Consider the following 14,635-nt stretch of genomic DNA (forward strand, 5'->3'; position numbering starts at 1 on the left):
CCCAGCGATCATGGCCGCCACCTGCATCTTATCGCGGGTAAAAAGGATTGCATCAATGAAATTTTGAAGTAGTCAGTATTATGGGGCGTCGGCGCGAACGACTGGCGTTTCAACGGAGCGGGGAGCGCCATGAAGCCGACTAGACGCGATCTTTTTAGCGGAGCCGCCGCCGCGAGCATGGCCTTCGCTAGCGCGAACGCTAGCGCCGAGATTCTGACGCCGCCCGGGTTCGACAAAATCGCCGATGGGCCGTTCAAGCCGACGTGGGATTCGCTGAACGCGGCCTATAAGACGCCGGACTGGTTCCGCGACGCCAAGTTCGGCCTTTGGGCGCACTGGGGCCCGCAATGCGTGCCGGAGGCCGGCGACTGGTATGCCCGCGGCATGTACGAGCAAGGCAGCCCAGCCTACGAGCATCACCTGAAGACCTATGGCCATCCCGCCGACACGGGCTTCATGGATATCTATCCGCAATGGCGGGCCGAGAACTGGAACCCCGACGATCTTCTCGATCTCTATGTGAAAGCCGGCGCCAAGTATTTCGTGGCCATGGCCAACCATCACGACAACTTCGACGCCTATGACTCGAAGTTCCACGATTGGAACAGCGTCCGCATCGGTCCCAAGAAGGACATCATCGGCATTTGGGAAAAGGCGGCGCGTAAGCGGGGCCTGCGGTTCGGCGTCTCGAACCACTCGGCGCACGCCTGGCACTGGTTCCAGACCGCCTATGGCTACGACCCCGAAGGGCCTCGGCGCGGCGAACGCTACGACGCCTTCAAACGGTTCAAGGCCGATGGCCTGGGAACCTGGTGGGAAGGCCTTGATCCGCAAGAACTGTACGGCGGCGCGGTGATGCCGCTGCCGCCGGGCGTCACCAGCATCGCCGAAGCCAATAAGTGGCACGAAGCCAACGACGGGGCCTGGAACGAGAAGGCTCCGTTGAGCAATCCGGCGTTCGTTCGCCAATGGTATCTGCGCTGCAAGGACCTGATCGATAGCTACAAGCCCGATCTGGTCTATTTCGACAATTTCGATCTGCCGCTCGAGCAGGCCGGCTTGGATGTCACGGCGCACTACTACAACGCTTCCATGGGCTGGCATGGCGGCAAGTTGGAGGCCGTGGTCAATATCAAGCCCGGTGATCGCAAGGTTCCCGGCGTCGTCGCCGACGTCGAGCGTGGCCTGCGCGCCGAGATCAGCCCCACGCCCTGGCAGACCGACACCTGCCTTGGCTCTTGGCACTACAGCCGCGAAATCTTCGACAAGAAGCGCTATCGGCCGGCCGCCGAAGTGATCCATCGCCTGTGCGACATTGTCTCCAAGAACGGCAACCTTTTGCTGAGCGTGCCGGTGCGCGGCGACGGTACGATCGACTCCGAGGAGCGGCGCATCGTCGAGGAGATCGGCGGCTGGATGGGGCGGTTCTCCGACGCCATCCATGGAACCCGGCCTTGGGTGATCTACGGCGAGGGACCGACCTCCGTAGTCACCGGCATGTTCAGCGAGGGCAAGCAGCAGCCCTTCACCGCTAAGGACATCCGCTTCACCACCAAGGGCAAGGCGCTTTACGCTCTGACGCTTGGGCGGCCCGAGGGCGGGAAGGTCAGCGTCGTCTCTCTCGCTCAGGGCGGTCCCCACGCGCGGCGCGCGGTCAAGCGTGTCACGCTGGCGGGCGACAAGACCCCGCTAACGTTCCATCAGGATCGCGCCGGCCTGCACGTCACGGTCCCCGACGCCGCCCTGCATCCGTTCGGCGTGGCCCTGCGGATCGAAGGCGTGATTTAGGGATAGCGACACATGACCTGGAGAAACATCCTTCGGAGCGGCCTCGTGGTCGCGGCCTTGGCGGCGCTTCCGGCTCACGCGGCCGAGCCGATCAGCCCGCGCTTCAGCGCCGACCCGTCGGCGCATGTGTTCGACGGCCGCTACTATGTCTACGCCACCGACGACGCCTCCAATTCGGGAACCTATTGGGACTCCACGACCTGGCGCCTTTATGTGTCCAAGGATCTCAAGGCCTGGAAGGACGCCGGTGCCTTCATGGCCGTGACGGCCTTCAAGTGGGCTCGGCCTGACGCCAAGGCCTGGGCCCCGGAAGCCGCGCACCGCAATGGTCGGTACTACTTCTACGCCCCGGTGGGCGGCGACAAGATCGGCGTCGCCGTGGCGTCGCGCGGCCCGAAGGGCCGTTCGTCGACGCCATCGGCGCGCCCCTGGTCGACAAGGCGCGCGACGCCAACGCCGGCGCCGAGCCGATCGATCCCCAGGTGCTCGTCGACGACGATGGTCAGGCCTATCTCGTCTTCGGCACGCGGGTTCCCAAGATCGTCAAGCTGGGCGCTGACATGATCAGCCTGGCGGGCCCGATCCAAGACCTGACGATCACGGGCTTTCCCGCCGACGACCCCAAGAAGAAGTATGGCGAGGCTCCGTTCCTGCACAAGCGGAACGGCCTCTATTACTTCAGCTTCTCGACTGGCTGGCCGGGGCAGATCGTTTACGCCGTCGCGAAGTCTCCGATGGGGCCGTACGCCTACAAAGGCGTGATCCTGGATTATCTGAAGATCTCGACGAACCATCAGGCCATTCTGGAAGCCGAGGGCCGCAGCTGGCTATTCTACCACGACACCCTGCTGCCAGGCGGGGGCGACCATCGCCGATCGATCACGGTGGCGCCGCTGACCTACGCCCCTGACGGTGCGATCAACGAAGTCAAACCCTGAGCGCGGGAACGCGTCGCGCCCCGTAACGGAGTTCGCATGACATCCCTGAACGCGAGCCGTCGGGCTCTCCTCGGCGGAGCGGCCTTGCTGAGCGCCGCTCCCCGTGTGGCGCTATCCAAGCCCAAGGCGCGAAAGGCGCCGTTACTGGCGCCGACGCCGCCGATGGGCTGGAACAGCTGGAACAGCTTCGCGACCACCATCACCGAGGCGCAAACGCTGGAGCAGGCCGGCATCATGGCGCGCGAACTGCTGCCCGCGGGCTATGACATCCTGACCGTCGACATCCAGTGGTACGAGCCCACCGCCAGCAGCTATCAGTACGCGGCCAAGCCGGTCCCCACGATGGACGCGCATGGCCGTCTGCTGCCCGCGCCCAATCGTTTTCCCTCAGCGGCCGACGGCAAGGGCTTCAAGCCTCTGGCCGACAAGGTGCGCGGCCTAGGCCTGCGGTTCGGCGTCCACCTCATGCGCGGCGCGCCGCGCCTGGCGGTGGAGCGGGGACTGAAGGTCCAGGGAACCGATATCGCCGTCGCCGACATCGTCGATCGCGACAGCATCTGCTCTTGGAACCCCGACATGTACGGCGTCGACATGCGCAAGCCCGGCGCCCAGGCTTACTACGACAGCGTTTTCGCGCTGTTGGCCTCGTGGGGCGTCGACTTCGTCAAGGTCGATGACCTCAGCCGGCCCTATGACGCCCACATGGCCGAAATCGAAGCGATCCATCGCGCGATCGGTCGGACGGGGCGGCCGATGATCCTGTCGATGTCTCCGGGCGAAACGCCGGCGGTCCGCGGCGAGCACGCGCGCCGCCATGCCCAGATGTGGCGAATCTCGGACGACTTCTGGGACGACTGGAAGATGCTGGACGCCCAGTTCACTCGACTGGAGAACTGGTCGCCCTACATTGGCGAGGGGGGCTGGCCTGACGCGGACATGCTACCTCTTGGCCGCCTGGCGCTGGGTGAGCGCGACACCAAGTTCACACCGGACGAACAGCGCACCCTGATGACGCTGTGGTCCATCGCGCGCTCGCCTCTGATCATGGGCGGCGACCTGCGCCATCTGGACGCCCCGACCAAGGCGCTGCTGACCAATCCCGAGGTGATCGCCGTCAATCAGACGTCCAGCGCCAACCGACCGCACTTCGTCGAGGATCATGTTCGTGTCTGGACCGCGCGGGCGCCAAACGGAGATGCGTATTTGGCGCTGTTCAACACTGGGGAGAAGGCGCGGCCTGTCGGCGTGTCGTTGGAGCTCTTGGGGCTGCCCGCGAGCGTTCGAGTTCGCGATGTCTGGAGCCGGATCGATATCGGTCGCGCCCAAGGGCGGGTCCAATCGAACCTACAGCCGCATGGCTCGGCGCTGTATCGTTTGAGTATGGTCTAGGAAGACGAGTCTACACTCGGGGCTTACACCGTCGTTCAAAGCGTTTTGGCCTAGGCGTCGTTCTCGTCCTCATTTGACGCTGAGCTCCAAGACTCTCTAACGAACGACGCCTTCAGCCAGAATCGTCGCGACTACGATTGGCCGGTTGCTTGCGCCGGGCGGCGACACCGAAAGTAGGCTGAGCGTGACCGCCACCGCGCCGACCGCCGTCTAAAACAGACGACCCGAAGCCGGTTGTGCTTGACCTCGGCGCGGCTTGCGACAAGCTTCCTGTCAGATATCAGGTCGCAGTTTGCGGCCAGGCCGCGCTTCAGGGCGAATACGGTCCGGCGTCCGTCGATAACCTGACGCCACGACAGCTCGATCCAATCTGGAGGCCGCCGTGGCAGAACACCCGACGCATGCACGACCCATCTTGAACGTCGCCCTGGCTCTTGGCCGTCTTGCGCTCTCGTTTCCGATTCTGGAGGCCTGACGCCATGACCCCTTTCCAGCCGGGCCGGGCGCGACCCCTGTCGGCGCTGCGCGCCTTTCTGCAGCACGAGGCGTCGGGCGGCTATGTCTTGATGGTCGCCGCCGCGCTGGCGCTCATCATCGCCAATACGCCTTTGGCCGGCGTCTATTTTTCATTCCTTGGCCATCACCTGGGCTTTTCACTGGGCCCGGTCTCGCTCGACGAGAGCGTGCTGCATTGGATCAATGACGGCCTGATGGCTGTCTTCTTCCTGTTGGTCGGGTTGGAGATCAAGCGCGAGGTCCTCGACGGACAGCTCTCGCGACCCTCGCGGATCATCCTGCCGGGAATGGCCGCGCTCGGCGGCGTCGCCGCGCCGGCCCTGATCTATCTGATCTTCAACGCCGCCAATCCCGACACCCGTTCGGGCTGGGCCATCCCCTCGGCCACCGACATCGCCTTCGCGCTCGGCGTTCTGGCCCTGCTGGGGCCGCGCGTGCCAACCTCGCTGAAGATCTTCCTGACCGCCATCGCCATCATGGACGATCTGGCGGCCATCGTGATCATCGCCATCTTCTACACGGCCGAGCTTCACCTCGGCGCCTTGGCGGTGTCGGCGGGTATCCTCGCGGTGCTGATCCTCCTCAACCGTTTCGGCGTGAAGGCGCTGTGGCCCTATCTGCTGGGCGGGCTCCTTCTATGGTTCTTCGTTCTGGAGTCGGGCGTGCACGCGACCCTGGCGGGCGTCGCGCTGGCCATGGTCATCCCGCTGCGCAAGAGTCCCGCCTGTCCCGACGACGTGACCTCGCCCCTGCATCGGCTCGAGCACGTCCTTCACAAGCCGGTGGCGTTCGTGATCGTCCCGCTGTTCGGCTTCGCCAATGCGGGCCTGTCCTTCACCGGCGTCAGCCTGTCCAGCCTGATGGACCCCGTGCCCCTCGGCGTGGCCCTGGGTCTCTTCGTCGGCAAGCAGTTGGGCGTGTTCCTCACCGCCTGGACCATCGTCCGTCTAGGCTGGGCCGACATGCCCAAGTACGCCTCGACCGGCCAGCTCTACGGCGTGGCGGTGCTTTGCGGTATTGGCTTCACCATGAGCTTGTTCATCGGCAACCTCGCCTTTCGACAGGCCTATCTGGTCGACGAGACTAAGATCGGCGTGCTGGTCGGCTCGCTGGCCTCGGCCCTGCTTGGCTTACTGATCCTGCGCGTCTCCAAGTCCGATGTGCCCGAAAGCGACGAGCCCCAACCTGCGGCCCTGGCGGACGATGTGCAGATGAACCTTCGATGAGATCGAAGGCGTCATCCCGAACGCTCTCCTCAAGGCCGTAGACTCCACGAGGCCCCATGACCGCCTTCGATTTCGCCGCGAACTTCCCGCCTTGGTGGCGCGGTCCTGTCGCTCGCCGCGCGGATATGGCTCCCAGGCCCTAACACGGCGGCGCGGTCACGGCGCCTCAAGCCAAAGCAGGGTGAAGAGCGCTCCTTCGGTGTCGGACAGCCGCCAGCCACGATAGGCGAACACCGCCCCGCGCCGGAAGTCGGCGGCCGCCAGGGCTCGCAGGCGGGGCAGGGCGTCGGGGCCGCGTCCGTCTGGGAACAGGCGCCGGGCGAGGTCGCGGGTGGTGATGTGGGGATGAAGCTCTCGCCAAGCCTGGCCGATCCGGCGGACGGCGACCGGATCGAAGCCGTCAATGTCGGCGGCGCGGGTCAGCGACGGCGCGGCGGCCAGAGCCGCGAGGGTGGCGAGGAGATCGCGGCGGCTGGTCATTGGACGGTCTCACGCTTCAGGTGGTCGGCCAGGCGCATGACAAGGGCTAGGATTGTGAGGGTCGGATTGGCGATGCCGGAGGTCGGGAACACCGAGCTGCCGGCGACATAGAAGTTACTGGCTTCGTGCAGCCGCAGATCCGGATCGACCACGCCCTTCGTGGGATCGGCGTGCATCCGCGTCGTCCCCATGTGGTGGCGCGAGGCGCTGGAGATCGCCAGCAGCTTGTCGCGAGGGATCGACCAGCACAGCCGACCTTCGCCGGAGGCGCCCAGAGCGTCGGCCAGACCCGCGACTGATCGTTCGAGATCAGGATAGTCCTGCTCGCCATAGACCCAGGTCAGCCGCACGCGGGGCATGCCCAAAGAGTCCTTGTGGTCAGGGTCCAGGGTCACGCGGCTTTCAGGATTGGGAAAGTGCTCGGCCATCGCGAAATAGCCCAGCACTTGGCCATCGCCCCGGCCGGCCAGACGACCGCCGGCCCTGGCGATCGCCTTGGTGTCGGGATTGGTGGTCGTGGCGCGGAACAGCGTGGCGGTGAAGTTGCCGGTCTTCAGTCGCGCCTGGGCCTGAAGGTCGGCGCCGATCACGCAATGCGCTCCGCGCTTGGCGGGGGCGTAGAGCTCCATGGGCGTGTCACGGGAGATGGTCACCGCCGTGCCCTCCGCCTCGGCGTCGCCGTCGGCGGAATAGGTGACGTGGCCCTGGAAGAAGCGGCCCAGCAGGTCGTGCCGGTTGCCCAGGTTCTCGGACGCCATCAGCAGCCGGACGTTTTCGATGCCGCCGACCGCCAGGACATAGCGCGCCGCCTTGGCCGTGTGTCGCTGACCCGAAAGGCAGGCGACATCAAGGCCTACGATCTCGGCGTCCCGTCGCCGGATCTTGGTGACGTTGGCGTGCAGGTAGACAGTGATGTTCGGCGCCTCGGCGAACCGCGTCCGGAAGGCGTCGAAAGCGGCTTTGTCGACACCGCCCGAGAATTTGCTGAACGCGCGCGGCGCCGGGAAGAAACCGTCGGCGGCGTCCAACGCCAGGGGCTGGCGCGCCGGATCGGTCGATGGTTGGCGCTCCAGCGGAAAGCGGGCGATCTCCAGCAGGTCGCAGGCCCGGTCGTAGTAGGGCTGCATCGCCTCGCGGGTGACGGGCCAGCCGCTGTGCCGGATCCAGGCGCGTTCTGCGAAGTCGGCCGGATCCAGCGGCGCGCACTTGCCGCCCCAGACATGGCCCGAGCCGCCCAGAGCGCGGACCCGCGACTGGATCGGGTAGTCGTCGAACGGTCGGTCGGGATTGCCCGGCGCGCGCTGCACGCCCGAACCGGCGTAGAGGGCTTGGTTTTCGCCGTCGATCTCCATGCCGCCGCTTTCAAGGATCGCGACCTGGAGCGGGCCGCCGGCCAGTTCCCTGGCCAGGGCGATGCCGGCCATGCCGCCGCCGATGATGACGAGGTCGGCCTCGATCGGGCTGGCGTCAGGCAGAGTCCGGGCGTCGATGATCGCCATCGTTCAAAAACTCTCTGGTTGTCTGGAGGTGGTTAGGGGCGCGGGGTCAGCCGCGCGCCCCCCGGCTCTTCAGGTAGTCGATGACGGCGAAATGGCCGTTGCGCTGGGCCTCGCCCAGCGGCGATCGAGTCTTGCCGTTGGCGGGCACGGCGCGGTTCACGTCGGCGCCGCGTTCGACCAGGTAGGTCACGACAGCGAGATTGCCCGCCTGGGCGGCGTTGATCAAAGGAGTCTCGTCGCCGGGGACGAACACCTCGATGTTCGCGCCGCGATCGACCAGCAGGCGGACGATGTCGAGATTGCCCGACAGAGAGGCTTGGATCAGCGGAGCGCCGTCCCCGCGCACGCCTTGGTTCGGATCAGCGCCAGCCGCCAGCAACAGCTGGACGATGTCCAGGCGTCCGCGACGGGCGGCTTCGATCAACGGTGAACCGTCGCCGGGGAGCATGGCGTTGGCGTTTGCCCCCATGGCGATCAGCTCGCGGACGGTCTCGATATCCTTGGCTCGGACGGCGTCGAACAGCGGCCGATCCAGCGCGCGAACCACGGGCCGTTTGGCTTGGTCCTGGGGGCGCTGGACCATCTGCGGCGGCTGTGCGGCCCACGCCGCGACGCCGACCGAAAGACTGATCACAGCGACGGCGGCCGCGCCGGCCAGATGGCGTCGGCGATTGGAATGGTGGCGAGCGAGCATGGTGAAACGTTCCTTGAGTTGCTTGTTGGCCGAGGCGGGCCAGTGGCATCCCAGCGGCGGGGCGCAGGCGGCCAACTGGGTCTTCAGCAGGGCTTCGCCATAGGCGCGACGGGTCTTGGGATGGCTGGCCAGCACGGCGGCGTCGCAGGCGATCTCCTGATCGATCCGCAGGAAGGCCGCGCCGACATGGATCATCGGGTTGAACCAGAAGAGGCACTGCAGGCCGGTGACGACCGCGTTGATCTGGGCGTCGCCGACGGCCAGGTGGTTTCGCTCGTGGGCCAGGATCAAGGCCTGTTCCTCGGCTGTGAATCGCTGGGCGAAATCCGCGGGCACCACGACGCGCGGCGCCAGGGCGCCGATCACCGCCGGACCCACGCCCGGACGCTCGGACCACAGCAAGCCGTCGGTGTTACGCAGCCGACCCAGAGAGCGCACGAACCGGCGCTGGCGCTCGGCCTGGATGGCCAGGCCGCCAAGAGCGACAGCGATCCAGAGCGCCAGCAGGCTTTCGCCTATGGCAAGGTTGCCGCCTGTCTCAAGCGAGGGCTTTGTCGACGCCCGGGACGGCGAGCGCTCGCCCGCGACCGCCGCCACGGCGGGTTCGGTCAAGATCGAGGCGGGCGCGACGATCGTCCTTGCCGGAACCAACAGGGCCAGGATCGACAGCGGAACGACTAGCCAGAGAGCGTAGGCGTTGCGAGCGCCAAACGCGGCGCGAACCGGCCGGCGCAACGCCAGGACCAGGAGCACCGAAGCCCCCAAGGCCAGGTTCGCCTTGGCCAGGAAGAGGACGAGGTCATTTGTCATCGTCGAGCCTCTCCAGCAGCTGGCGCAACGCGGCGATGTCCTCTGGCGCCAGCTTCTCACGTTTGGAGAAATGGCTGACCAAAGGGGCGAGGCGACCATCGAACAGACGGTCCAGCAGGCCCTGGCTCTCGGTGTCGACATAGTCGTCGCGGCCGATCAGCGGGCGATAGAGAAAGCGGCGTCCGTCCTTGTCGGCGGCGATCGCGCCCTTTTTCAGCAGACGGTTGAGCAGGGTCTTCACCGTGCCCTCCGCCCAGCCGTGATTTCGGGCCAGCGGAGCCAGGATGTCCTCGGCGGCCTTTGGGCTATCGGCCCAGAGGATCTTCATGACCTCGCTCTCGGCGGCGCTGATGCGATGTGGGGGCGTTTCCATGGCGCTACGATTACGCCAGTAAACGATCGCGTCAATCCATCGATTACGCTCGTAAACGAAATGTAATGCGCCCGACCCGTCTCGGTCGGTTCGGGGGGCAGCCCCCAACGGCGTTCGACGTCAGCCGCCACGAATGCAAGCACCGTCAGGAAACTTGCCGCCAGGACGCCGGCGGGGCGCGCTCTAAGCCCTCAGGAGACCAGGGATCAGGCGGAAGCGTCATCGCGGTCGCCCTTACGGTGTGTTGGGAGGCGCCGAAGCGACGCTCTGCTGTTTGAGTTGGCAATGAGCCGCCTCCAACCGGTCGACGCGGCCGCCAGGGTTGTCGGCAACGCTCGCAGATCCGACCATCCGGCCGTCGAGCTTATCAAGCGCGAGGGGCCGTTGACGCAGAGCCGCGCAGAGATCATCGCCTTTGTGGGGGCTCAGATTCTTCCGCATGAAGCCGACGTGCGGGCGTGGCTGCGTCGGTCCGGCAGTGCGCCGGAGGACGTCGATGACGTCGTGCAGGAGGCTTACTGTCGCCTGGCCGGCCTTGACAGCGTCGCCCACATCACCAGCGGGCGAGCCTATTTCTTCCGCATCGCGCGCAACATCTCGATCGAGAAAATCCGCCGCGCGCGCATCGTTCGCATCGATTGCATAACGGAAATCGACGCTCTGCACGTCGTAGATGATGAGCCGTCTCCCGAGCGCGTCGTCGCCAGCCGTCGCGAGCTAAGCCGAGTTCGGCGTCTGATCGAGGACCTGCCCGAGCGATGCCGTCAAATCTTCACCTTGCGCCGGATACACGGTCTCTCGCAGAAGGACATCGCCGCGCGGCTGGGCGTCACGGAGAACGTTGTCGAGACCCAGGCAGCGAGGGGGTTGCGTTTAATCCTGCGCGCCTTATCGGAGGCGACGGCGCAAGATCATCTGGTGAGCGACAAGACTCATGAGCCCGTCCGCAAGCGAGATCGATGACGAGGCGGCCCTGTGGGCCGTGCGCATCGATGCTCGTGGTCTGGACGCGGCGACGGATCCGGAGCTGGAGGCCTGGCTGGCTGGAGACGCCCGTCGCGCGGGCGCTCTGCTTCGCGCGCAGGCCGCCATCAGCTTCCTGGATCGGGGACGCGCCTTGGCTGGCTCGACGCCTCCGATAGAGCGTCGAGGTTCGAGTCGGCGCGCTCTGATCTTCGGGGGCGCCGTGGTGGCCGCCGCGGTTGGCGGCGCCGGTCTCTGGAAGCTACGGCCCCAGCGGCTGGACACCGGCCTTGGAGAAATTCGCCGAGTGCCGCTGGCCGATGGATCGATGGTGGCGATCAACACCAGCTCGGCCTTGGAAGTCGAGCTTAAGCCCAAGGCGCGCGAAATTCTCCTGAAGCAGGGCGAGGCCTGGTTTCAGGTCGCCAAGGATCCAGAGCGCCCCTTCGTCGTCGCCGCAGGGCCCGTGCGTGTCCGTGCGGTCGGCACGGCCTTTTCCGTGCGTCGGCGCGAGCAGGATGGCTCGAGCGTGGACGTGATGGTCACCGAGGGGGTGGTCGAAGCGTGGGTCGAAGGCGTCGATGCGCCGCGTCAACGTCTGTCAGCGGGAAACAGACTTGTGCTGGCCGGCGCCACGACGGCGCCGATCACGGAAGCTCCCTTGGACATCGAGCGCAGCCTGGCTTGGCGCAACGGCGAAATCGCCCTTGATGGCGAGAGTCTCGAAGAGGCGGCCCGCCTCTTCAACCGCTACAATAGTCGCCAGATCGTCATCGACGATCCCGAACTGGCCAAGGAGCGGTTCGTGGGGCTGTTCCAGACCAATGCGCCCGAGAGTTTCGCGTCAGCCGTCGCAGCCACCTTGGGGGCTGAGGTCAGTGTTGACGCGCGGGCGATCCGCATCGGCCGCGCTCGCGCTTCGTAGACGCGCCGCCTCCAAGCATCCGAAACGGGCGCCCCTCGCCTGGGGCGCGTAAAAAGCGGGCGCGTCCCGCGGTATGCGGAGTAATCGCGCTAAAGAACGCCGGAAAACGGAACCGTATTCCTCGTCCTGTCGGGAGGCCGCGTTTGGCGGACTTCGCAACGATGGGGGATAGTCGATGCGTAACTGGACGAACCGTTCCAGCCGGCGAACGCTGCTTTGCGCCGCCTCGGCGCTATGGGCGCTGACGGGCGGAGCCGCCTTGGCTCAAGCTCTGCCTTTCAAGATCCAAGCCCAGCCGGCCGCCGAGGGCATCCGGCAGTTCGCCCGCCAGGCCGGCGTGCAGATCCTGGTTCAATCCGACGCGGCGCGGGGGAAGCGCACGGCGTCGGTGAGCGGCGTCCTCTCGCTTGACCAGGCGCTCGATCGTCTGCTCGCGGGTTCGGACCTGACGGTCGTCTCGAACGACGGCAAGACCATCATCCTGGCGCCGCCGCGCTCCGGCTTGATCCGCACGCGGTGGTCGACCGCCGCCGCGCCCCTCACGACCGCCGCCGACCCGACACCGCCCGAGCCGGAGACGCCGAGCGTCATCGAGGAGGTCATCGTGACGGGCACGCGTTCGACTTCGCGCACGGTGACCGAAAGCATGGCGCCGATCGACGTGATTTCGGCCGCCGAGCTGACCAAGAGCGGCAAGCAGTCAACGCGCGACCTGATTTCCACCCTCGTGCCGTCGGCCAACACCTCCAACAGCGGCGCCGGCGCCAGCTTCGCGATCAAGACCGTATCTCTGCGCGGTCTTTCGGCCGACCAGACCCTGGTGCTGGTGAACGGCAAGCGCCGGCACAACACCGCCATCCTGTTCGTCAACGGCACGACTCAGAACGGCCAGTCGCCGCCCGACCTGGACCTGATCCCCTCGAGTTCGATTGAACGGATCGAGGTGCTGCGCGACGGCGCCTCGGCCCAATATGGCTCCGACGCCCTGGCGGGGGTGATCAACGTCATCCTGAAAAAGAGCCCCGAGGGCGGCTCGATGACGGCGCTCTACGGCAAGACCGCCGAGGGCGACGGCGAGACCGGCCAGTTCTCGGGTAATCTGGGCATGCGGCTTGGGGAGAGCGGCTACCTCAACCTGACGGCGGACGTGCGGCTGACCGATCCGACCGACCGCGGGGACAAAACGCCGAACACCACGGTCATGTACTTCCCACTCAACGCAGCGGGGCAGCCTGTAAGGGTCGGGACCGCGGGCTCGACGCCCGACCCGCGCGAAGCCACCGCCAATCGCCATACCAGCCACCCGGGTTCGCCACAGGTGCAGCTGTTCTCGCTGGGCTACAGCGCCGGCTCGCCGCTGGGCGACAAGATCGATCTCTATTCGTTCGGCACGTTCTCCAGCCGCAACACGGCGGCCTGGCTGACCTTCCGCAATCCCAACGCCAGCAACAACAATGTCGCCGTCTATCCGGACGGCTATACGCCGCGCCTGTTCCTGAAGGATCGCGACTTCCAGGTGGCCGCTGGCGCCAAGGGCCTTGGTCTCTTGGGCTTCGACTGGGATCTGTCGACGACCTTCAGCCGCGACGACGTGGACTATTACGAAAACTCGCTGAACGCCTCGCTGGGCCCGTCCAGCCCCAGCTACTTCTACTTGGGGACGCTGAAGTTCCAGGAGTGGACCTCCAACCTCGATCTGACCCGCGAGCTGGACACCGGCGTGTTCGCACAGCCGCTCTTCCTGGCTCTGGGCGCCGAATACCGCGACGACAAGTTCGAGATCGTCGCCGGCGAGCCGGCCTCCTACATCAACGGCGGCTATGTCGCGCCGGCCGGCAGTCCGCAGGCGGGTGTCGTGTTCGCCGGCGGCTCTCAGGGCGTGACTGGCTTCCCGCCGTTCTCGGCGGGCTCGTTCTCGCGCGACAACATTTCGGCCTATCTGAACGTCGAGCAGAAGGTGACCGACCAGCTGGAGTTCGCCCTGGCCGGGCGGTTCGAACACTATTCCGACTTTGGCGACGCCAAGACGTTCAAGCTCTCGAGCCGCTACGAGATCCTGCCGCATCTGGCGATCCGCGGCACGGCCAGCACGGGCTTCCGTGCGCCGTCCCTGCAGCAGCAGCACTACGCTTCGTCGAGCACCATCGGCGTCATCGTGCCGCCCGCGACAACCACTCAGCTTTATCCGGTGCAGTTGCTGCCGCCGGACAACCCGGCCGCCATCGCTCTGGGCGCCAAGCCGCTGCGTCCCGAAAAGTCGGTGAACTACTCCGTCGGGCTGGTGGCGCAACCGCTGCCGCGGATGAACGTGACCCTCGACGTCTACCAGATCAAGATCGATAACCGCATCCTGCAGAGCGGTACGCTGGGCCCGAACGCGGCGGTCAGCAACGCCTTGGCCAGCCAGGGCCTGAACCCGCAGCAGGCCGCGTTCTACTACGGCAATTTCGCCGACACCAAAACCCGCGGCATCGACCTAGTCGTCGACTACAAGACCGACCTTGGCGATTTCGGCGCGGTGCGTTGGACGTTCTCCGCCAACCACACCAAGAACAAGTTCACGCGCGTGGTCCAGCCGCCGCCAGCTCTAGCGGCGGCGGGCATTGTCTATATCGATCGGGTGAAGATCGGCGACCTGACGGTCGGCACGCCCAAGGAGAAATACATTCTGGGCGCGGACTGGACGCTTGGAAAGTTCGACACCAACCTGCGCCTGACCCGCTATGGCGAGGTCATCCAGCGGACCTCGTTGGCCGCCAACGACGAAACCGTCTCACCCAAGCTGATCGTCGATCTGGACCTCAGCTACGCCGCGACGAAGGCCATCACGGTCAGCGTCGGCGCCAACAACCTGCTCGACGCCTATCCAGATAGCGTCCGCGCCGCCAATCGCGGCACGCCAGCCTTCGCCTACTACAATCAGTACGCTCCGTACGGGATCAGCGGCGGCTTCTACTACGCCCGCGTCGCGGCCCGGTTCTAAGGTTGCCTCCGACCGGTCCGGCAGCCCCCGGACCGGTCTCTTTTTTGCGAG

At 66.1% G+C, this 14,635-nt stretch carries 11 protein-coding genes and 1 pseudogene; 8 read left to right on the forward strand and 4 right to left on the reverse strand.

Annotation, left to right across the window (positions count from 1 at the left end; genetic code table 11):
- Positions 1–129 precede the first annotated feature (129 nt).
- From CSEG_RS09235 to nhaA, 5 genes and pseudogenes are all read left to right on the forward strand, one after another.
- Positions 130–1,788, forward strand: coding sequence for an alpha-L-fucosidase (locus CSEG_RS09235; RefSeq protein ID WP_013078968.1), 1,659 nt, complete (start codon positions 130–132; stop codon positions 1,786–1,788).
- 12 nt (positions 1,789–1,800) lie between these two features.
- Positions 1,801–2,115, forward strand: a pseudogene (locus CSEG_RS23550) (family 43 glycosylhydrolase); the annotation flags it as partial.
- Positions 2,116–2,216: 101 nt separating this feature from the next.
- Entirely contained in the window at positions 2,217–2,726 is a 510-nt protein-coding gene (locus CSEG_RS23555) for a family 43 glycosylhydrolase (RefSeq protein ID WP_279625238.1), read from the forward strand.
- Between the two features lie 36 nt (positions 2,727–2,762).
- Entirely contained in the window at positions 2,763–4,115 is a 1,353-nt protein-coding gene (locus CSEG_RS09245) for a glycoside hydrolase family 27 protein (protein WP_013078969.1), read from the forward strand.
- A 479-nt stretch (positions 4,116–4,594) separates the two neighbouring features.
- Positions 4,595–5,857 carry a Na+/H+ antiporter NhaA gene (nhaA, locus tag CSEG_RS09250; RefSeq protein WP_013078970.1) on the forward strand — a complete coding sequence of 421 codons (1,263 nt, stop codon included), beginning with the start codon at positions 4,595–4,597 and terminating at the stop codon, positions 5,855–5,857.
- Between the two features lie 156 nt (positions 5,858–6,013).
- Here the strand turns inward: nhaA and CSEG_RS09255 are convergent, their stop codons facing one another.
- From CSEG_RS09255 to CSEG_RS09270, 4 genes are read right to left on the reverse strand one after another with little or no spacing between them, the layout of a single operon-like run.
- Positions 6,014–6,337, reverse strand: coding sequence for a hypothetical protein (locus CSEG_RS09255; RefSeq protein ID WP_013078971.1), 324 nt, complete (start codon positions 6,335–6,337; stop codon positions 6,014–6,016).
- Positions 6,334–7,836 (reverse strand): FAD-dependent oxidoreductase, encoded by a 1,503-nt coding sequence (locus CSEG_RS09260; RefSeq protein WP_013078972.1) that lies wholly within the window; start codon positions 7,834–7,836, stop codon positions 6,334–6,336. The genes CSEG_RS09255 and CSEG_RS09260 overlap by 4 nt, the downstream gene beginning before the upstream one ends.
- 46 nt (positions 7,837–7,882) lie before the next feature.
- The gene (locus CSEG_RS09265) at positions 7,883–9,340 is read right to left on the reverse strand and encodes a M56 family metallopeptidase (RefSeq protein ID WP_013078973.1); all 1,458 of its coding nucleotides are present in this window, start codon (positions 9,338–9,340) and stop codon (positions 7,883–7,885) included.
- Complete coding sequence (locus tag CSEG_RS09270) at positions 9,330–9,713, reverse strand: BlaI/MecI/CopY family transcriptional regulator (protein WP_013078974.1); 384 nt, start codon at positions 9,711–9,713, stop codon at positions 9,330–9,332. Before CSEG_RS09270 ends, CSEG_RS09265 begins: the two co-directional genes overlap by 11 nt.
- Before the next feature lie 384 nt (positions 9,714–10,097).
- Here CSEG_RS09270 and CSEG_RS09275 point away from each other — a divergent pair, with 384 nt between their 5' ends.
- The 3 genes from CSEG_RS09275 (at position 10,098) to CSEG_RS09285 (ending at position 14,584) form a co-directional block, all read left to right on the forward strand.
- On the forward strand, positions 10,098–10,676 hold the full coding sequence (locus CSEG_RS09275) for an RNA polymerase sigma factor (RefSeq protein WP_041538557.1): 579 nt from the start codon (positions 10,098–10,100) through the stop codon (positions 10,674–10,676).
- Entirely contained in the window at positions 10,648–11,601 is a 954-nt protein-coding gene (locus CSEG_RS09280; RefSeq protein WP_013078976.1) for a FecR family protein, read from the forward strand. Before CSEG_RS09275 ends, CSEG_RS09280 begins: the two co-directional genes overlap by 29 nt.
- 175 nt (positions 11,602–11,776) lie before the next feature.
- Entirely contained in the window at positions 11,777–14,584 is a 2,808-nt protein-coding gene (locus CSEG_RS09285) for a TonB-dependent receptor (protein WP_041538258.1), read from the forward strand.
- The last annotated feature ends 51 nt before the right edge of the window (positions 14,585–14,635 follow it).

Source organism: Caulobacter segnis ATCC 21756 (genome assembly GCF_000092285.1).
GTDB lineage: Bacteria > Pseudomonadota > Alphaproteobacteria > Caulobacterales > Caulobacteraceae > Caulobacter > Caulobacter segnis.